This is a genomic window from Mycoplasmoides pneumoniae FH, assembly GCF_001272835.1.
GTDB lineage: Bacteria > Bacillota_I > Bacilli_A > Mycoplasmatales > Mycoplasmoidaceae > Mycoplasmoides > Mycoplasmoides pneumoniae.
In genome coordinates this window covers 299,482-319,951 of the sequence record NZ_CP010546.1, presented here as the reverse complement: position 1 = coordinate 319,951, position 20,470 = coordinate 299,482, and the positions used below count along the sequence as shown (strand labels likewise).

Genomic DNA, 20,470 nt, shown 5'->3' with positions numbered 1-20,470 from the left:
ACATCTACTTAGGGAAAAAGTAGAAGACCCAAAATACTTTTTTAACGCTTCGACTATCTACTTAAAACACCTAAGTTTGTGCACAACTTGAATGAGACACGTTTTGTCTAATGTCCAAACAAGCGTTTCATTAGTGGATAGTGGGCAATAATCATCACAAAGAACATAATGATTGAAAGGATTAATACTGGAATTAAAACGCCCAGCATTAAGTCATCATAACTTAAGAATGTGAGCATCATCACTGCAATAATTAGTGCTAAAAAATCCACACAGTAAGCTAAGAACAGAATTTGAACGATGCGGCGTTGTGGTTGCTTTTTCTGAAAGCTAAAACCAAACAACACCATGGCTCCTATAAAAATAAACAGTGGAATTAAAACGGTGTATTGCATAACTAGTTCTTGTCCTTTGTATCAAAGCTGTGTTCGAAGTTATAGCGTAATACTACCTTAATTGGAAAGCGATTAGTAATGTTGTTTTGCACGATTTTGCTTTTAATGGTAGTAGCCAAATCAGTTAACTGTTGGTTGTCAATAATGTTATTGTGCTGGTTGGTTTCCAATCAAATTACTAATCGGCGTCCACTTTGTCCTAAAAGGATGGTTGTTTTAAATTGTGCTAGTGTTTCTTCCACAATTTGCTTTAATTCTTGTTTGAGTTGGTTAAATAAAACCGAACTGTCAGAGCGCGCACCCAAACGCCCTGCTGAAAGCTTATCGCCAATTTGAGTTAAACGACAGTATACGTTATCGACATTTTTATTATGGTGGTTGGCAATTGTGTATTTGACATCGTTTTCAAAGTAAAATTCATCACCGATCTTGGCACCTGTAACCGTGTGGTTCTTCTTCCCGTTTTCATCATCCGCTTTACCAATATCATGATACAAACCGCACTTTAATGCAACATCAGGTTTAAAGTTAACTAAAAGCGCTAGGTAAGCGGTGAGAAAACCAGTTTCCAGACAGTGTGATAAAACGTTTTGACCGAAAGAATAACGAAACGCTAATAAACCAAAAAACTTGTGTAGTTTAGGGCTAATTTCAAAGATATTGAGTCGTTCTAACACCTGCTTACCAATCAGTTTACAGTGGTCATTGAAGTAACCGTTAGCTTCCCTAGCATATGACTCAATTTTTTCATTGTCCACGTAATCATTAATCAAGATGTTGCGAATAGTTAACACTGTTTTTTGTACCTTTACTGGCGAGTCAGATAGTATCTGTACCTCATAGTACTTCTTATCGATATTGGTAAAGATAATATCTTCAATCCTTAACTTTTCAATTAACAACTTTTTATTAATCCCGCCAACACCATTAAGTTTGCGGAAATCACTTTCAATCACGGTAAAACTAGCGCTGTCAACCCAGCATAAATTGAGCGGATTTTTGACATTAATATTAGCTAGCTTGTCGACACCAAAGTGAAATTTATTGAACAAACGCTTATGGAACACTGTTTTCTGGTCATTACTATCTAAAACGGCATTAAGTTCTGCTTCACGAAAATTAGCAGCTTGTTTAAACTGTTCATCCAAGTATTCATCAATCACATTGACAAGTGGTTTGTTAATGATTTCACTCAGTGTGGTGTTAAATTTTTGGCCTAATTCACTTAACTGATCTTTTAAGTTAGCAAGCTCCTTTATCTTGGCAGCGTTTTGCTGTTTTAAATTAACAATTTGGCCATAGTCATTGTTATAAGTCTGCTTGGTGAGGTTTGCTCTTTGCTTCTTTTTGTAAACACGGTACTGATACGCTAAAAAAACAAGTAAACCTAAATTGAGGATGACAATAATTAAAAACAAGATCGCAAAGATCGATGTTTCGGCAAATGTTTTTGCAATGCTTTCTAACGTTAACTTAGCGCTCATTTTCAATTTGCTGTTTTAATTGATTGACAAAATTGCCCAATACAAAGCGGTACTGGTTCTGACTCTTATTAATCCCTTTAATTCCAAGCTTTTGCAAAGCGGCAATTTGAACTAACTCTGGCTTGGCAAAACTAACAATTAATTGGGTGGGTGAGGTGCGTAAACTAACAAAGTTAGTTCTACCCCCGCAAGCGGCAATAAAGTCACGTACAGCAAAAGGAATTGTGTGTGATTCGACTAGTTTGTTGTTTAATTGTAGCGCGGCCCTCTTAGCACGTTTTACCAAATAAAGGTAAAGTAAGCCAAAGCTCAACACATAACCAATTCACAACAATACTTTCATTAGCTTTGTTTAATAAAAGTGGACTTAAGTTTATTGATAAAGTCCTGTGTTTTGAGTGAAATGTTAAACATCGGTGTGGATTGCACTAGTTTAAGCGCTAAAGTTGTGTCAGCGTTTGGCAATTCCAACTTTCTCCCGTCACAGTAAAAGGTGGGAAACTGTTGTGGGTTAAAGGCTTTTTTGACCACAAATTCCACTTGCGTTTCTTTGGGCAAAATAATTGGTGATTGGATAGTAACTTGATTGGGGTGCAAAAGTGGATTCATTTCAATAATTTGCAGCACATCAATGCCAGGGAAAATCACCGCCCCTTTAGCAGATTTAGCCAGTGCAGTCGAACCAGTACGCGGACCGATTAATAAACCTGAACCGCGGTAAAACTCCCACGCTTCACCATCAATAAAGATGTTAATTGGGTAAGCTGTGTTGGTGTAAACTGCCAGTTCATTCAAAACCAAGTGCTGCTGGCCATTGACACTAACTTCCAACAAACTAATCCGTTGAAAGTGACATTGCTGGAGCTTTTGGAGGAAATTATCATCCAAATCCTTTTCATTAAACGATGTGTAAAAACCTAGATGACCAGTGTTAATCCCTACTACCCTACAATTGTGGCAGTTATAGTTGGCCACAGTAGAAACAAAGAAACCATCACCACCTAATACAAAGAGATAATCAAAGCCCTTTTCAACTGCCTCACAACCTTTCAACACCTGCTTTAACTTTTGCAAAACTGGCTCGGTTTGTGGTGTTGTTGATGCAAAAATCTTGTACTTCATTACTTCTTTACTGTACGCACTTTAGGTTCCATTAAGCTGCGTTCAAATACCTTAATTTCAGCGGCGTTATAACCAATGCGCATCCGCTTGGGAATCCCCGAAGAGTTGTACTGGATAATAATTGGTCGACGCAAAATTGAAGGACGTTCGCGAATTAACTTAATCAATTCAGGAATGGTCAAATCTTCCACTGATTGATTAGTGTTACTACGAATTTGGTCAGCACGCTTGGAAAACAGACTTTCGGTGCCATCTTCACTCAAACTTAAAATGTCACGAAAGCGCTTGTCACTTATCGGTTTTTTGTAAAAGTTTTCGATCGTATAACTCAAATTATTTTCCTTAAAGTATTCGATTGCCTTTTGGCAAGACGAGCAAGATGATGAAATTAAGATAAACGTCTTACCAGCATCATTATTAACTTTTTTCTTAAGCATTTTTCTTTTAAAATAACGTTTGTCTATCTGTAATAGATTCTACAAATTGCAATCATATGATGAAACGCGCTCTTACCGGGATTCAAGCATCGGGCAAACAGCATTTAGGCAACTATTTGGGGGTAATGCAGTCGTTAATTGAACTCCAAGAGCAATGCCAACTGTTTGTATTTGTCGCTGATTTACACTCAATTACCGTTGATTTTCAACCCCAAGCACTGAAACAAAATAACTTTGATTTGGTACGTACTTTATTAGCGGTTGGTCTAGATCCACAAAAAGCTTGTCTCTTTTTACAAAGCGATCTTTTGGAGCACAGTATGATGGGTTATTTAATGATGGTGCAAAGCAATCTCGGTGAACTGCAACGGATGACGCAGTTCAAGGCCAAAAAAGCGGAACAAACCCGTAACCCAAACGGCACCTTAAACATTCCCACCGGACTGTTAACTTATCCAGCCCTAATGGCGGGAGATATCTTGCTGTACCAACCTGACATTGTGCCCGTTGGTAATGACCAAAAACAACACCTAGAGCTTACTCGTGATTTAGCGCAGCGAATTCAAAAGAAGTTTAAGCTCAAGCTGCGTCTACCCCAGTTTGTCCAAAACAAAGATACCAACCGTATTATGGACTTATTTGACCCAACCAAAAAGATGAGTAAGTCCTCAAAGAACCAAAACGGAGTAATTTACTTGGATGACCCAAAAGAAGTAGTGGTTAAAAAAATTCGTCAAGCTACCACTGACAGCTTTAACAAAATCCGTTTTGCTTCCAAAACGCAGCCAGGGGTGACCAATATGCTCACAATTCTCAAGGCACTTTTAAAAGAGCCTGTCAATCAATCCTTAACCAATCAGTTAGGGAATGATCTAGAAGCTTACTTTAGTACTAAATCTTATTTAGATCTCAAAAACGCACTTACAGAAGCAACCGTTAATCTGCTAGTTAACATTCAGAGAAAACGGGAACAGATTAGTCGTGAACAGGTCTTTAACTGCCTCCAGGCGGGTAAAAATCAAGCCCAAGCAACGGCCAGAACAACACTAGCACTTTTCTATGATGGCTTTGGACTAGGAAGCCAAAACATCAAGTAAAAAAGTTTTAGTTAATAATTTTTTCGGTAATTAAATCAACTAAACTACTGAAACGAAAGCGGTTTGTTTTAGTGCCAATTTCAGTGGCTAACAGTTTGAGTTCATCGGGTGATTTCGACATTGCAAACGAATACTGTACCTTTTCAAACATCGAACGGTCATTTAAGGAATCACCAATCACCGCCATCCGTTTTAACGAAAGTCCTTGTTTTTTGGCAATTGCTTCAATTGCATAGCCCTTATTTCCATCCTTGTGGGTAATTTCAATTAAGTGCTTGGAAAAACTCACAACGTTAAGCGTGTCTTGAAACTGACGCTTAATGATCTGGTACACCTTCTTCAACCTTAAAGGACACGCGAAGTACACATTAATCTTTAAGATGCCATCGGTTAAATGATCATTTTTAAAGTACTCACAACGCTGTTTGTACCAAAACTGTTTAATCAGTCAAGCATAAAACTGGTTTGCCCCCAAAATAATGTAGGGTGCCTTTGGTTTATCGAGGTATGCCAAAAACAAACCCTTGTGTTGTTCCACAATTTCAAACACTGTTTTAACTTGCCGGCTGTCAATTAAAAACTTGTACTGTTCTTGGGGTTGGTTGTTATTGAGTTGGTACAACTTAGCCCCACCATAACAGCAAAAGTACTCCACTAGCGGTTTTTTGCACAGCTCGTTGAGCTCTTGAACGTACTTCAAGGTGGAGAATAATGATCTACCGGTTAGAATCATTACCTTTAAGCTAGGCTTCTTTTGGATTAAATTAGCCAAAGCTTGTTTAGTAGGATCGTTAATTTGCCTTGTTCTAGACAACAAAGTGCCATCAAGATCTAACCCGAGCAAGTCAATCATGAAACGAAGTTTTATTGGCTGACAAGTTGCACGATCTTGGCTTTAGGCATAAAACCAATAGCACGGTGCTTTTCCTGGCCTTTTTCAAATAAAACAATTGTAGGTAGTGAGGTAATTTTGTAAGCAGCGGCAATGTCAGTTTGTTCATCGACATTTACCTTGGCAAACGCTACAGTGCTCACTTCACTAGCAGCTTTAGCAAATTCTGGTCCAGTAATTTTGCACGGCCCACACCATTCTGCTCAAAAATCAATAATTACCTTATTGTTGCTAGCAAATAACTCTCCGAGTTGTTTGAGACTTTTAATTTCAGTTACCATAAACTATTTGTTTTCAATTGTTTTATATTCTAAAAGTTCGCTAATTGTTTCCATGATCTAAAGTGTTAGATCATGAGTGTTTGGGTATTTACAAATAAACTGATTGTTGCAAATTTTTGTTTCAAATGCTTGTTCAAAAAGCTTTTAAACAAAACTTTAAATAAAGCTAAATCATCTAATTGTTTAATCTCATAGAGTTTAGTGGTGACAAAGCCATAGAGACAGTTGTTGTACTCTATTAACGCTAACTGGTCAATGCCAAACAGCTGGAAGCTTTCCATTACCTTTTTGGCATTATGAAAGTGAATTTGTTTTGGTTCCACAGCATCGTGCTCCATCAGCATTTGCTTTACGCCAGCAATCAATAAAGCATAAGCATCAATGTAAAAGGGACGGTTTTGCTGTTCAATAATCGCCAACTGTTCAGCGGAGAGGTGCAGCTGTTTTAAATCATTGTGTGACTTTAAAAAGAAGTCGTTGTTATTAACCCATTGCAAGTTGTTAAACAAAGCAGTTTCCACTAGTAAGCGTTCGTTTAATTCTCACTTACAGTGCTCATTTAAAAAGCGCACTAAAACAGCGATTGAACGGCTCAAATCAAGTAAGCTAAGCAGGTTTGTACCGAAGTAAAACTGCTGAAAGCCCAACAGTTGGACTAGCTGTGTGTTAGTGCACGATAATTCAAACTCCTTGAGCAGCTTATTGCCACTTTCACTCGCTTGTAATGCCAAATTGTCCTGAACTAATTGCAAAGCATTGTTAATCAGTTTTTCGCTCATCTTGACACTGCTACTTTGAGCAATTAACTTATTAAACAGGTTTTTTGCTTGCAGTCTTTTCAATAAGCTTCAGCTCGAAAAAGTAATCTCTAACTGATCTTTAAGTGGTTTAATCGAGCAATCCACATCACAAACTTGTTTAAAGTAATCCCAGTAAACACGGTTTTTACCAGCAAAATGGTTAAAGGTTCACTCGTTAATGGTAACGCGGGATACAGCGGATTTCATCCCCTCCTGGTCTCATTTAATCTTTTGGTCAGTAAAGCTCTCTAAGTTAGACAACTTTAACTTTTGCAGTTCATTATTAGCGCGTTGACTAAACTGCTTTTGGTCTAACTTTACACTAAGCTGTTGTAACAGTTGGTTCCGCGCTAGTCTAATTGTAATTTGATGCGCTTTCTTTTTATCGGTTTCATCAATTTGCTGAAACTGACCATCCAACCACTTCAGCTCAGTTGCAGTAGTGTTAATCTGCTGTTGGTAAAAGTCCAACATTTTGCCCAATTTAGTCTTATTTTGGATGATCTTGTGCTTAATTTGTTCCGGCTCTAAGTGGTACTTTGTTCGTTTCTTGTTGTTTTTGAGGTGTAAATTTCAAGCAAAGAAAATGGTGATAATAAGCCAAATGAGGATACTTAAGATCAAAATGGCACTTACCAACGCTCAAATTATTGAGAAGGAAGTGGCACTTCTGCTCGTTAAACTAGCTAGCATTATCCTTCTTTATGTAGCGGCACCTAGGGAAATTACTACAACCAACAAAGGTTTTATTGGGATTAAACTTAGTGCGTCTTTTCACTAGTTGGCTGTTACACTCCGGACACAGTTCTTCGAGCTTTTCCAAAGTTAAATTCGGTTTATTTTGGCTAAACTCGTTGTATTTACAGTTGGGAAAGTTACTGCACCCAACAAACTTTTCATTACCCCGTTTAGTATAGCGGTACAACAAGGGACTAGCACAGCTTGGACAATCACGACCAACAAATTCCTTTTCCTTTTTCACTCTTTGAATCGAACCCTCCGCTAGCTTTACCTCTTCCTTAAAGTTTGACCAAAAATCACGGAGAAACTCCTGGTAGTTCTTTTTATTTTCAGCAATTTCATCCAAAGACTTCTCCATGTTTTTAGTGAACTCTTTGTTAATGATCTTACCAAAGTGTTTGGACAATTCTTCATTAACCTGCTCCCCTAGTTGTGTTACGTGAAAAGCATGTTTATTTAAACTAGCATAACCCCGGTCTAAATTAACACTAGCCATCGTGTTATAGGTGGAAGGTCGACCAATATTGGACTTTTCTAACGCTTCAATTAAACTAGCTTGGGTATAACGGGCTGCTGGATGGGTTTGGCGGGCTGTGATCTTAATGTCTTTAGCCATGAAACGATCACCAACCCTAATCTTATCCAAATCAATGTAGAGATCATTACTTTCCTTATTTTCAAAGTGTTCGTAAATTTTGCGATAACCATCAAATACTAATGACTTGGAAGAAGCGTAAAACTTATTACCATCGTTAATAAACCGGATGTGGGTATGTGATTTTTTACAATCCGCCATTAAACTAGCGACCGTACGGATCCAGATTAAGCGGTACAGTAAGAACTCATCCTTCTTAATCGCATTCTTGACCATTTCCGGGGTAATGTTCATGTCAGTTGGGTGAATTGCTTCATGGGCGTCTTGGATAATTTTTTCACCTTTTTTTCCCTTAGCGCTTACAATCCGATTAGAGAGGTACTTTTCTCCGTAATGGTTTAAGATGTATTCTTTACAACTTTGTTGAAATTGCGCTGATAAACGAGTTGAGTCGGTACGGGGATAGCTAATTAAAGCGGTTTGTTCTCCATTAATACTCACCCCTTCATACAGGTGTTGGGCAATTAAGGTTACCTTTTTGGAAGACCAACCTAGTTTGTTGATGGCATCCTTTTGCAATGAAGCGGTGGTGTAAGCGGAATTGGGCGAACTGCTGTAGTGTTTGGTTTCATCAATGTTGTACACCTCAAAGACACCCTTGAGCTGTTCACCAAACTTTTTAGCTGATGCTTCATCTAAAAAGTCAATTCCCGATACGCTCTTCTCCTCTTCAAATTTCAAGCCAGCACGTAAAGCAGGATTAATTTCACGCAAGACAATTGGAATTGAACGATTAGCACACGCCTCCCTAACACCTTCAGCCTTGGGATTTAACAACACATCGAGCGTTCACCAAAACCGTGGTACAAAGCTACGAATTTCCTGTTCACGTTCTTCTAAAAAACGCAGTGCTACTGATTGTACCCGTCCCGCTGACTTAGCTGAGAGGTAATTGTTTAACAGCCTTGAAAGGCGAAAACCAATCATCCGGTCAAGAATTTGGCGCGCAAACTGACTCTGCACCCAACTCTGATCAATTTCCCGTGGGTTTTTCAGTGCATCTAAAACGGCGTTCTTGGTAATTTCGTTAAAGGTAATGCGTTGGCACTTCGACTTGTCCTTTTCATCCAAAACATCGTAAACATGTCAGGAAATTGCCTCTCCCTCACGGTCTGGGTCGGTTGCTAGGTAAATGTTAGTGGCTTTACTAGCCTTCTCTTTAATGCTTTTGATGATGTCGTACTTACTTAAAAGTTTTTTGCCCTTAAGATTACCTTTAAAGCTAAGGCTAGAAAACTTCTTTTTTGATTTAGTTCAGTCTTCCCAAACTGGTGAGTAATCGGCTTCGTTAAAACCAAAGTTTTTGTGCACCATTTCCCGAATATGACCAATGGTAGAAACTATTTCAAAGTCATTCGGTAAATATTTTTGCAACGTTTTAACTTTATTGGGTGATTCAATCACCACCAGATTTTTACTCATTTGTTGGCTTGACTATAACTATAAATAAAGGTTAACCTATCGCAAACCCTTATCGAAATGCTTACCAACGTTTTTCGGCCCTACATTGAGATATCCAAATACCATCATTACCAACAGCGAAATAATAAACGGAATAGTTCTCAATAAGTAAGTGTTATTAGCATTACCTACCACACCGGTAGTAAGCACATAAGCTAGTGCAAACAAGGGCGAGATCACAATACTTGGGATAATTCGTCACATCGAAATGATCATAATGGCAATGGCAATAAAACCAAACCCGCTCACATCCCCGCTAGAAAAGCTAGGTACCTGTGGACTTAAAGCAAAACAACAACCCGCTAAAGCTGCTACCATCGTCGAAGCCATTACCCCAAACCACTGGTATTTATACACACTAATACCTTGGGTATCAATCACATTAGGATTTTCCCCAACAGCACGGTAACGCAAGCCCGTTTTAGTAAAGTTCATCAAATACCACACTAATAAAACAAAGATAATTGCAAAGGCAAAGATTGCTATACCCTCAATACTTACAGAGTTTCCTGTTCTTACAAAGCTGTATCGTACCCTTAAATCAGTATCGTTAAGCAATGAGCGGGCATTTTGTGCCACAAAGAAATTAATTCCCGTGCCCAGTAAGTTAACCCCTGTGCCAACAATCACGTGATCGGCTTTGAGTTTAATGGCGGCAATGCCAAACAGAAAACCAACAGCTGAGGCAAAGATAACACTTAAAGGGATGCTTATTGCTAGTGATCAAGATGGTGCAGAATCATTTGCATTGGGCACAAAGGCATAAGACATTAAGGATAAGAACATCCCGCCAAACACCATGCCCCCGTTAATGGCAATATTGACAATACCAACCCGCTCAGATAAGTAACCACTCAATACAGCGAGTAGCAGTGCAGGAGCGACAAACAACCAGTTATCTAAGTTACTAAAAGAAATTAAAGACTGTGACATTATTTCTCCTCCAATTTTTGACTAATAGCTTCGTTTAAACTAGCAAACTCATTTTCTAGTGCTGTTTGCTTTTTGTTCTTGCCCTTGTACCAGCGTAAGATGTACTTTTGCTGGTGTTTAAAGGTAAGAAAGTCTCATTTGAAAGTTAATCGCTTTACATCGGCTACTAGTAACTGTTGCTTTCAGTACTGCAGTAAGTTTTGCGAGGAATTTTCATGGAAGGTTTGTAGAGTTGCTTGCTTCTTTTTCTGGTACTCCTCAAAGCGCTTGGTGTCAAACCAAACCATTCGCTCTTTATCATGCTTCCGTTTTTGTTTATCTAAAAAGCGCTGGAACGACAGCGTTTCTAAATTAGCAGCCATCTCGTTTTGGAATTCATCATATGCCGCTTCGTTCATCTTACCAATATTGAGCTTGACAATCATGCGCCATGGCTTGATGTAAATCATCAGGTTATAAATGGCAGCGAAATACATCATGATACCCAACACCAAGCTCGCAGTAGCAGCGTTTAACCCCGCTGGTTTAGCACCAATGGTTACAAATGAAATAATGGTGGAAACTATTACAATTCGCGCTGGACTGTTGAGCGCAATTAAACCAATTGCAATTCCATCAAACCCAGTAATCGGTACCGATGTAATCCCAAAGTCACCCACATCTGAGAACGTTAACTGCTTTTCAAAGGATGCGGTATAAACTACAGCTGCTAGTAAACCAGAAAGGATTCCTGAAATCACAAACGAGAGGAACTGATACTTCTTAACAATGTAACCAGCGGCTTGCGAACCCGTCACACTTAAACCCGTGGACTTGAGTTTGTGTCCAAAAACGGTGAACTTCATTAAAACTGCAATGAATATGGCAGCTGCTATGGCAATAACCAACGAGGTTAATCAACCATACTTTTGTTGAACATCAGAGAAGTTATACAGCGCAAAGGCATCCGGTAGTTCAATCGAGTAAAACTGGGAAGTATCAGTTTTTTCCGGTTTAATGTAAGTACCCACTAGATAAGCGCTAACCAGCACAATTACCCAGTTGAGCATAATGGCACTAACCACTTCATTAACCTTAAAGAAGACCTTTAAAGCAGCTACCACCATAGCAACGGTCACACTACCTAGAATCATTAAGAGGATGGTAATGATCTGACCACCAAAGGCAGGACGGAATGACTCGGGGAAAACCTTGAGGATCATCATGAAACCAAAATTAGCGCCAGCCATCATTTGTCCCGAAATCCCAATGTTAAACACCCCAACACTCATACAAAAGCTAAACGCCAAAGCAGCTAGGGTGTAAATCGCAATTTGTCGTGCAAAGTTTTCGATGTTAACCCTATCTTTAAATAAACGGGTAAAGATTTCTAAGAAGGTACCGCCTTTAATGCCGGGAATGGCGACTATTAAAAAGAACGAAACAATAAAGGAGAGAACAATCAACGAAAAGGTGGAGTAGATGCTCCGACGTTGCTTTTGTTTAAAAGGGGCGTACCAAAACTTGTCTTTACTAAACAGAAAACGGTGTTTGAGGTAATTTAAAGCATTCATAATTCCCAGTTTTTTCTTATTGCATGATTAGTTTGCCTATGCGTTCACGCGTCATTACATCACGTTTATTGACTTCCAACAGGTTGCCTTTGTTAATTACGCCAATGGTATCGGCAATAGCTAAAATTTCATCTAACTCATATGACACTAACAAGATTGCATTATTTTGTTTCTTTGCATCCAAAATCTTTTGGTGGATAAACGAAATGGCACCAACATCCAAACCCCGGGTTACTTGAGCAAACACTAACAGCTCGTTCTGCTTTGTCAGTTCCCGACCAATAATCAGCTTTTGCTGATTACCCCCGGAAAGTAAACGCACTATTGCTGTACCTTGTACCGCTCCACGAACATCAAATTTATCGACGATTTGGTTAGTGTAAACAGCTATTTGCATTTGATTTAAAAAATTTCAACTGCTAAATTGCTTACGATCAATTTGGTTATTCACCGCGTTAAAACGCACCGTTTGGTCTAAGATTAATCCGTATTTATGGCGGTCTTCTAACACAAAACCAATACCAGCGTTAATCCGCTTGCGAATGGAATAACGTGAAATGTCAAAACCATTGAAGAAGACCTTTTTTGGTGCTGCTTTTTCCAAGCCACAAATAAGATCTATTAATTGGTTTTGACCGTTACCTTCCACCCCGGCAATGGCAAAAATTTCACCCTTATGGATCTCAAAACTAATCCCTTTATCAAACACCTGTTGGCTACCAAAACCTAAATTATTAACGATTCCACGAATAAAACGGGGTGTTTTTTCAATAGCTGCCAACCCTTCTAGTCAACTCTTTAACCACAGTGTTTTCGCTGGCTTACCCTGTTTTTGGAGTTGATTAATTCGCTTTTGGTTCCAGCGCGCAATTAACTTGTAAAACCAGTTTTGGTTTAAATAAAGATGGAGGTTTTCGACCTTTAAAACGGGCTCACCTTTGGCGGTAAACTGAGTATTGTTTTTGGTTTTCTTCAACTCCTTTCCCATCATTAAGCGTGCCATTTCATCAATTGAAGTGTCCTTAATTTGGAAGGTGCCAACGGAGTGACCTTGACGCAAAATGGTAGCAGTCTCCGCTACTTCCTTAATTTCGTTGAGTTTGTGGGAGATGAGCACAATCGTTTTACCCATCTTCTTGAAGTTTTTAATGATGTTTAAAAAGCTCTTGATCTCCTGGTCGCTCAAAACAGCGGTTGGTTCATCAAAGATGAGAATGTCACTGTCACGGAATAACACCTTCAAGATCTCGACCCGTTGTTGCTGACCCACCGTTAAGCGGCTTACCTTTTGGTGCAAGTTCACATGGAGGTCATACCGTTCCATCATTGCTTGAATTTTGGCTTCGCTAGCTTTACGGTGCAATAAAGGTAGTTTAAGCTTACCGTTGGTAAAAGGAATGGAAAAACTACTTTCATTGCCCAAAATAATGTTGTCTAAGACGGTGTAGTTATCAACCAGCTTAAAGTGCTGGTGCACCATCCCAATTTTGTGCTGCACGGCATCCTTGGAGGACTTGAAGTGTACTTCCTCTTCACCAATAAAAATTTTGCCGCTGTCGGGTTGGTATAAACCGAACAAAATGGAAGTTAAAGTAGATTTGCCCGCACCATTTTCACCCAGCAATGTGTGGACAGTATTTTCGTAAACCGTGAGGTTAACATCTACATTAGCTTTGACCCTACCATTGTCAAAACTCTTGCAGATATTTTCCATCCTGAAGGCTATTTTTGACATTGCCAAAATTGAATTTAAAGCCTATTATAAAAATCCCGATAAAAAATTGTTTCATCGCTCAGCATTTTGTGTAATGAGCGGGTTGGTTGGAAGTTGAGTAAGCGTTTTGCCTTCGTGCAATCAACCACTAAAACAGGTGGATCACCAGCCCTTCGTGATTCAATTTTGAGCTGTAATTGTTCAGGCGCAAAGATTGCTTGAGCAGTATTAATGACCTCCCAATTGGAAAAGCCCTGACCACTACCTAAGTTAAAGCTTTCAAAGCGCACTTTAGGATTGGCTTGCAACCACTTTCACGCCAACAAATGGGCATCACACAAGTCTACTACATGGATGTAATCACGGATACAGCTCCCATCTTTAGTGTCATAGTCATCACCATACAGAAAGAAGGTGCGCTTTTCCATAAAGGCTTTAATCAGGTTAGGAATCAGTAAGGTCGTGTTTTTATTGAAGTTACCAAAGGGATTACTAGCACCCGCTACGTTAAAGTAGCGCAACGCTATTACTTGAAAATGGGGGCTACGGGTAAGTGTTTGCAGTACTATTTCACTTAAAAACTTACTAATGCCATACGGATTGGAAGCGAGTGTTTCCTCTAAAACTAAGTTTTCTGGAATTGGAAGTGTACTAGCACTACCAAAGACTGCAGCAGTGGAGGAGAAGAACAGCTGGATCGGTTTTTGTAGTTCTTTTAAAGCGTGGAGTAAGTTGAGCGTACCGACTAGGTTATGGTCAAAATATGTAAGTGGTTGTTCGGTCGATTCCTTTACGCTTGTTTTTGCCGCAAAGTGAAACACGACATCAGGGTTAATTTGAGCAATCGTATCTGTTAACTGTGCACGGTCAAGTAAGTTAACAAAGTGAACGTTGACCTGTCTTGGTAACAGTTGTAGCGCCAGACTAGTGTGGTTAATGTCAATTACACTAACAGTTACATCAGGGTACTGTTTTAGAAGCTGGTCAATAAAACAGCTCCCAATGTAACCTAAACCGCCTAAAACGAGTACTTTACTCTTGGTTTCACTCATCAAAACCTTCGTTAAAACTAAGTGGTTCTAACTCTAAATCAGAAAAGTTTTTGGTAATTTGATCTAATTCATCAATAAACTTAGAAAAGTCCATGGTTGGTAACAATTCCTGGGTCGTTTGTTCCACTTCCCACAACGCTGGAGTATTGGCTAGTTGACTGTTGTTCAAGTCGGTGGTAGACTCCAAGGTTAAATGCGATTGCTCTGCATTAACGTTATCAGGAGCTGGTGTTTGGGTAAACTGTTGCAACTCCACTGGTTTAATGTAAGTGTTGTAAAGGGCACTGTCAGTATTTTTGGAAGCCATTAAAAGCTTGACTAAACTAGTATCCAATTGGGTTAAAACACCGACTTGCGCAAGCTCCTTTTTCACTAACCAAACGCTCACTTCATTGAGTTGTTGGTTGTCAGTTGCAGTATTGATCAGTCACAATTCATCAACATAAAGCCAACTGCGCTTTTGCTGAATTGTTTCTACTAGTTTGAACAGCTTCTCCAAGCTGTCAAATAACAGAAACCCAGTTAGCTTACTGTTTAATTCATCGAAGCTAACAAAGTCAAAGAAACACTGTTCGTCGTGTGAAAAAACAGCTGCTTTTAGTTTTTCTGTACCGCTAAAGTTATGAATTAGTTGAACTATTTTTCTATCCATTGCGCAAAATACCTAACAAAATTTCAAAGTCCAGGCTAGTAACTACACGAAAGCTGTAAGCACTACCATCGACAATGCTTAGGGGATTCTTAGCGGAAATGTTCATTAAATCAAGCATGTTCCGCGCCTTCATAAAGAGGTTTTTATGATACTGGTTTAACTTATTGAGCGTATAAGCCTGGGGAAATTGCAACTCCCAAGTACTACTTTGACGCCAATAGTTCATGTTGCCCTTGTCCTTTAACTGGCGCACCGCCTTAGTATTATCACCACAAACAAGCTGCCTTTCAAACGGTAGTACAGCTACAGCGGCACCGTCAATCATTGCCTTTTCATACACGTTTTTAACAACCTTCTTGGAAGTTAAAGGTCGACATGCTTCCAAGACAACAAAACAACAGTTGTCATAATACGAAGAGGCTTGGTTTTTAGAACTTTTTAAACCAATTTTGTACTTGTCTTCAATAAAGCCCTTGGCTTCATAAATGTCCTCAACCTCGTTGTGCTTGGAACGAAAGACCCAGCAGTTTTCGTACTTGGCAACTACTTTTTCCACAAGTGGAATTTGCTCTTCCAAAACGTATAAAAGGATCTTTTGGAAGTTAATTCGCGATTCTTGAAGTAGCTTAATCGCAAACTCAAACATCCTCACGTTTTCGTAAATCTTAATGTAGGAGTTAACTGGGTTTTGGGCGTTGGAAATAAAGCTTTCACACAGGATCACCCCAACATTTAAAGTACGCTGCATCTTGTTCTCTTAAACCTTATTTAACCTAAGAAATTTCACTTAAAATGTGTTCAACTGTTTGCAAGATTTTTTGCACAAAAAGCTGGCGCAATTCGTTTCTAGAGCCAGCTGGTAGTTTTGTTTCAAAGTCATAAGCCTTGTTGGCAACAATCACACAGAAAAACAAGCTACCAACTGCTTGGTTTTCCAATGCATCAGGACCCGCTAACCCACTGCAGGCCACGGCAATATCAACATTGAATTTTTGCATTAAACCTAACGCCATTTCACGAACACAATAACGCGAACAGCACCGTGGTTAATTAAGGTTGATTGTTTGACATTTAAAAGTGATTTTTTCAATTCATTGCTGTATGCCACAATGGCACCCTTAAAGAAACGAGAAGCACCAGCGATGTCGGTTAAGCTACTACTCAAAAGGCCCCCAGTAACTGACTCTGCAGTGGCAATGGTGAGCTTATGATTTAGCAGTTTTTCAGCAATTAAGCGCGCGTACACAACAATAAGAAAGTTCCAAAATTATAACTTTACTTTAACCTTAATGGTTTTATATATTTGTTGGGCGTAAATACCAAACGAGACCAAGGAGAAGGCTGTAGCTAAATAATAGGGCAAATGCACTATGGCTCAGTAAAAGATTTTTGTGTTAGCACTGTTGGTTTCCTTCAAAGAAAAACTAAACACAAAACAGCTCATTAAGATTGCTATCATTTGTCAAGTGGTTTTTCACTTACCCCATTGGTTGGCGGGAATAATTAGCTGTTTTTCCTGAGCGTAAAAGCGCAATCCGTCTAGCACTAAATCACGCAGCACAATCACAATTAAAAAACTAAAGTGAAAGTAGCCATATGCTACTAGGACAATTAAGACACCGTTAATAATCACCTTGTCAGCTAACGGATCTCACAGCTTACCGAAGTTAGACACAACCCTTCACTTCCGCGCTCAATACCCATCTAAATAATCAGAAATAACTGCGGTAATAAACAAGACTCCCCCAATAAAAAGGCTAACCTGTAGGTGAATGGTGACATTGCCTAACACTGTAAAACTAGCAACACTACCAAGTAAGTGATTTAATCCCAAAAAAATAATGGTAGGTACAGCAATAAAAATGCGGTAAATGGTTAACCAATTAGGTAACTTTTTCTGTCAAGTTTTAATAGTTAATGGAACCATGGGCACGGGGAAAGGGGATCGCATCACGGATGTTTTCCAATCCACAGATGTAAGCTAGTAAACGATCAAACCCTAAACCAAAGCCAGCTGAGGCAAAGTAACCCCATTTACGCATATCTAAATACCAGTTAAGTGTTTGGGTATCAATTTGCATTGCTTGGCAACGTTCCACTAGTTTTTCTAGATTACCTTCCCGTTCACTCCCACCACAGATCTCACCAATTTGGGGAAATAAAAGGTCAACCGCACCAACAGTTCTACCATCAGCATTTTGCTTCATGTAAAAGGCCTTAAGGTCCTTGGGGTAGTTAATTACAAACACCGGTTGGTTGTGAAAATGCTGTTCACACAAAAAGCGTTCGTGTTCCGTTTTGAGATCTAAACCGAAGTTAAAGTCTTGTACCTCAAAGTTAGCTTGACCACTAGCTTGGGCTGTTTTTAAAATCTCTAAGGCCTTGATGTATTCCAAAACATGGAAGTTTTTGGTACTTGTAATTTGCTTTAAGCGTTCCATTAATTTGACATCAAACTGCTTTTCTAAAAAGTCGAGTTCCTGCTTGGCTTTTTGCATAACCTGTTTAATCACGGTTTTGACAGTGCTTTCAATTAGCTTAATTAAGTCCTTGAGGTTGGCAAAAGCAACTTCTGGTTCAATCATCCAAAACTCACTAAGGTGCCGTGAAGTGTGTGATTTTTCAGCGCGAAAAGTCGGCCCGAAGGTAAACACTTTTTTAAAGGCTTGGGCGTAACACTCCGCACCAAACTGACCACTGACAGTAAGGTAAGTAGTCTTATTAAAGAATTCCTTACCTTGCTTTAATTCAAAGGTCTCACCTGCCCCCTCACAGTCGTTGCTAGTAAGAATTGGACTGTGCACTAAAACAAAGTCATTCTTAAAGAAGTAGTCAAAAATGGCTTGTGACAACAGACTGCGCACTTTCATGATGGCAAAGTAGGTACGGGCTCGTACGCGCAAATAGGCGTTGTTGCGGAAAAACTCCAAGCTGTGTTCCTTTTTTTGGAGTGGATAGTCTGCTCGCGCAGTACTCAATACATTAATTTGTTTGACTACTAATTCCAAGGGTTGTTTGGATTTGGGTGTTAACGCTACAGTACCAGAAACACTTACAGCACTCGCTAAACTAATTGATTCAGCTAATGCAAACAACTCCGGTTGGTCTTGTTTAACCACCGCTTGTAGGTTTAACAGCGTTGATCCATCATTAACTTCCAAAAAGATAATGTTGGCGCTAGTACGTTTGTTTTTCAATCAACCCGTTAGCTTAATTTTCTTGTTTTTAAATTGGGCTGGTTTTTCAAAGAGATCGCTAATAGCAGTTGCAGACATATAAAGTTATTGATTGGTTTTGAGCAGCTGTTGGCGCTGCCATCGTTCTAATTTTATAAAGCCACTTCCCATGACAATAAAATTGACATCATCCTGGATTTGGTGAATGTTATCTAATTTGATCCCACCATCGATTTCAATTGAGCAGTGGTATTTGTGGGCTTGTTTTAAGTTATTAAAAACAGCACTGTTAAAGGCTTGCCCGCCCTTTCCTGGGGGGACACTCATTAAGGTAACAAAGTCCAGTTGTTGCACCAAGCGCTCGTAATTTACAAGCGGAGTGGTGAATTTAAACGCTAAACCGACTTGTTTTCCCGCTTGTTTAATTTGCGCAATAAAGTGTTTGATGGTAGGGATATCAAACGGTTCAACGTGAAAGGAAATACGCTTAACGGCTTGATGGTGGAGGTATACTGGCAAGATTTGTTCTAATGCTTGTACCATCAAATGTACATTGACCTGAAAACCAATTTGTTGTAATTCATCTAAATGTTCCCCTTGAAAGACAGTGTTGTCCACAAAATGGTCCATCACGTCATAGTGGATTAAGCGCAAGCCGTCCGCAAAGAATTGTTCTAACAACTTGCGGTCAAACTGGTGTAACAGTGGTAAAAGCGAAAAGGCAATTTCCCTATTCACGACCAAGTTTAGCAAACATTAACTGCTTGTACACTTCCACCCCTGGTTGATCAAAGACGTTGTGTCCCAGCAGTGAACCACTCATCATTGTGGCCATTGATAACCAGAAGTAAAAGTAACCAAACATAAAGGTTGTTCTTTCTTTGAGCGTTAACTTAATGATGTTAACGTTTGATTGAAAATGAGCTTCCACAACTGCTTCTAGGGCAGTGTTTGAAATTTCATTCATACTTTTAGCCAATAAGTAATCTAGCTGATCATCATTGTTAAAGTCTGATGGTGGTAGTTCCAAGTCGTGAAATTGTGTTTGCACTTGTATCACTGTTTCAAAGAAGTTCTTTTCCCCTTCTTGGTACAACTGCCCCATTGAGTGTAAGTCAGTGGTAAATAGCGAAAAGGTAGGGAACAGGGACTTACCACCTTTACCCTCTGATTCACCGAACAGTTGGCGGTGTTGCAACAAGAGGTACTCATAAGCACTGTGGTATGCTACCGTCACTTCTATTTTGAGCTTCTTTGTCGTGTAAAGTCAGTGACGCAAAGCAGCATAATAATAAGCCGAATTAGTGTTTAAATCACTGTTTGCTAACTCTTGTTTGGCTGTCAAAGTACCCAATAAGAGCTGTTTCGGATCATGACCACAAAGTTTAGCTAACAGTAAACCGGCGGGTGAAAGAGTTGAAAAACGCCCACCAATATTGCTTGGAATAGTTAAGTGTGCATAACCGTACTGGTTACTCATGCCAACTAGTAAACCCTTAACGGCATCGGTAATCACAACTGTGCGTAAAGCATGTTTTTGCTTGTATTGTTTGTGCAATAAATTACGGAAGTACCGAAAGGTAACAGCCGGCTCGAGTGTGCGACCAGATTTAGAAGTTACTACCAAAGCTCATGATTTACCCTTAATTGCTTTAGCAACTGCAGCAATGTTAAAGGCCGATATGTCAGGAACAAAGTGCACTTTGATATTCGCCTTCTGTTCTGGTTTTAAAAAGTCTAAGATGGCACGAATGCCAGTATAAGAACCACCAATACCTAAATACACTATGTCAGTTACTTTTAGAGCATTAAACTGTTTGGCAATTGTGTTAATTTGTTTTAGCAAACCCTTGTGGTCTTGATCGGGTTGACTATACCAGCCATTCATGTGACCATCGGGTAGTTGTTGATTTAAAAACTGTTGGTGAATTTGGTTAACTTTTTTTTGGTATTTCTGAATAAAAATCGCTTCATCAAAACCATAGAGGTGCTTAGTGTCAACTGTTAACCATTTACTTTCCATAA

At 39.3% G+C, this 20,470-nt stretch carries 20 protein-coding genes and 1 pseudogene; 1 reads left to right on the top strand and 20 read right to left on the bottom strand.

The window, feature by feature from the left end:
- Positions 1-107 precede the first annotated feature (107 nt).
- The 5 genes from F539_RS01490 to F539_RS01470 are packed head-to-tail and all read right to left on the bottom strand — an operon-like array spanning position 108 to position 3,438.
- Positions 108-395: an MPN270 family protein gene (locus F539_RS01490; protein ID WP_010874627.1), complete on the bottom strand. Its 288-nt coding sequence runs from the start codon at positions 393-395 to the stop codon at positions 108-110.
- 2 nt (positions 396-397) lie between these two features.
- Complete coding sequence (locus tag F539_RS01485) at positions 398-1,879, bottom strand: ribonuclease Y (RefSeq protein ID WP_014325429.1); 1,482 nt, start codon at positions 1,877-1,879, stop codon at positions 398-400.
- Positions 1,869-2,222, bottom strand: a complete 354-nt coding sequence (locus F539_RS01480) for a PTS transporter subunit IIBC (protein WP_010874625.1) — start codon at positions 2,220-2,222, stop codon at positions 1,869-1,871. Before F539_RS01480 ends, F539_RS01485 begins: the two co-directional genes overlap by 11 nt.
- Positions 2,222-3,001 carry an NAD(+) kinase gene (locus F539_RS01475; RefSeq protein WP_010874624.1) on the bottom strand — a complete coding sequence of 260 codons (780 nt, stop codon included), beginning with the start codon at positions 2,999-3,001 and terminating at the stop codon, positions 2,222-2,224. Before F539_RS01475 ends, F539_RS01480 begins: the two co-directional genes overlap by 1 nt.
- Entirely contained in the window at positions 3,001-3,438 is a 438-nt protein-coding gene (locus F539_RS01470; RefSeq protein WP_010874623.1) for a Spx/MgsR family RNA polymerase-binding regulatory protein, read from the bottom strand. The genes F539_RS01475 and F539_RS01470 overlap by 1 nt, the downstream gene beginning before the upstream one ends.
- Before the next feature lie 56 nt (positions 3,439-3,494).
- On the opposite strand from F539_RS01470, the gene trpS reads away from it, so the two are divergent.
- On the top strand, positions 3,495-4,535 hold the full coding sequence (gene trpS, locus F539_RS01465; protein WP_014325428.1) for a tryptophan--tRNA ligase: 1,041 nt from the start codon (positions 3,495-3,497) through the stop codon (positions 4,533-4,535).
- 7 nt (positions 4,536-4,542) lie between these two features.
- Here trpS and F539_RS01460 read toward each other — a convergent pair whose 3' ends face one another.
- From F539_RS01460 to F539_RS01390, 15 genes and pseudogenes are all read right to left on the bottom strand, one after another.
- Positions 4,543-5,388, bottom strand: a complete 846-nt coding sequence (locus F539_RS01460) for a Cof-type HAD-IIB family hydrolase (RefSeq protein WP_014325427.1) — start codon at positions 5,386-5,388, stop codon at positions 4,543-4,545.
- 11 nt (positions 5,389-5,399) lie between these two features.
- Entirely contained in the window at positions 5,400-5,708 is a 309-nt protein-coding gene (gene trxA, locus F539_RS01455; protein ID WP_010874620.1) for a thioredoxin, read from the bottom strand.
- Between the two features lie 65 nt (positions 5,709-5,773).
- Positions 5,774-7,201: an MPN262 family protein gene (locus F539_RS01450; RefSeq protein WP_017532807.1), complete on the bottom strand. Its 1,428-nt coding sequence runs from the start codon at positions 7,199-7,201 to the stop codon at positions 5,774-5,776.
- On the bottom strand, positions 7,191-9,326 hold the full coding sequence (gene topA, locus F539_RS01445; protein ID WP_017532806.1) for a type I DNA topoisomerase: 2,136 nt from the start codon (positions 9,324-9,326) through the stop codon (positions 7,191-7,193). The genes F539_RS01450 and topA overlap by 11 nt, the downstream gene beginning before the upstream one ends.
- Before the next feature lie 36 nt (positions 9,327-9,362).
- Positions 9,363-10,298 carry an ABC transporter permease gene (locus tag F539_RS01440; protein ID WP_010874617.1) on the bottom strand — a complete coding sequence of 312 codons (936 nt, stop codon included), beginning with the start codon at positions 10,296-10,298 and terminating at the stop codon, positions 9,363-9,365.
- Positions 10,298-11,851: an ABC transporter permease subunit gene (locus tag F539_RS01435; protein WP_014574924.1), complete on the bottom strand. Its 1,554-nt coding sequence runs from the start codon at positions 11,849-11,851 to the stop codon at positions 10,298-10,300. The genes F539_RS01440 and F539_RS01435 overlap by 1 nt, the downstream gene beginning before the upstream one ends.
- A 16-nt stretch (positions 11,852-11,867) precedes the next feature.
- Positions 11,868-13,586: an ABC transporter ATP-binding protein gene (locus F539_RS01430; protein ID WP_014325423.1), complete on the bottom strand. Its 1,719-nt coding sequence runs from the start codon at positions 13,584-13,586 to the stop codon at positions 11,868-11,870.
- Between the two features lie 14 nt (positions 13,587-13,600).
- Complete coding sequence (gene galE, locus F539_RS01425; RefSeq protein ID WP_010874614.1) at positions 13,601-14,617, bottom strand: UDP-glucose 4-epimerase GalE; 1,017 nt, start codon at positions 14,615-14,617, stop codon at positions 13,601-13,603.
- Positions 14,598-15,269 (bottom strand): MPN256 family protein, encoded by a 672-nt coding sequence (locus tag F539_RS01420; protein ID WP_014574921.1) that lies wholly within the window; start codon positions 15,267-15,269, stop codon positions 14,598-14,600. The genes galE and F539_RS01420 overlap by 20 nt, the downstream gene beginning before the upstream one ends.
- Positions 15,262-16,017 carry a glycosyltransferase family protein gene (locus F539_RS01415; protein ID WP_010874612.1) on the bottom strand — a complete coding sequence of 252 codons (756 nt, stop codon included), beginning with the start codon at positions 16,015-16,017 and terminating at the stop codon, positions 15,262-15,264. The genes F539_RS01420 and F539_RS01415 overlap by 8 nt, the downstream gene beginning before the upstream one ends.
- A 25-nt stretch (positions 16,018-16,042) precedes the next feature.
- Positions 16,043-16,515: pseudogene (locus tag F539_RS01410) on the bottom strand (CinA family protein).
- A gap of 21 nt (positions 16,516-16,536) precedes the next feature.
- Complete coding sequence (gene pgsA / locus F539_RS01405; protein ID WP_014325420.1) at positions 16,537-17,220, bottom strand: CDP-diacylglycerol--glycerol-3-phosphate 3-phosphatidyltransferase; 684 nt, start codon at positions 17,218-17,220, stop codon at positions 16,537-16,539.
- A complete protein-coding gene (gene asnS, locus F539_RS01400) occupies positions 17,177-18,544 on the bottom strand; it encodes an asparagine--tRNA ligase (RefSeq protein WP_014325419.1) in 1,368 nt (455 codons plus the stop codon). The genes pgsA and asnS overlap by 44 nt, the downstream gene beginning before the upstream one ends.
- A gap of 6 nt (positions 18,545-18,550) precedes the next feature.
- Positions 18,551-19,198, bottom strand: a complete 648-nt coding sequence (locus F539_RS01395; protein ID WP_010874608.1) for a ribulose-phosphate 3-epimerase — start codon at positions 19,196-19,198, stop codon at positions 18,551-18,553.
- Positions 19,176-20,468, bottom strand: a complete 1,293-nt coding sequence (locus F539_RS01390; RefSeq protein WP_014325418.1) for a glucose-6-phosphate isomerase — start codon at positions 20,466-20,468, stop codon at positions 19,176-19,178. Before F539_RS01390 ends, F539_RS01395 begins: the two co-directional genes overlap by 23 nt.
- Positions 20,469-20,470 lie beyond the last annotated feature (2 nt).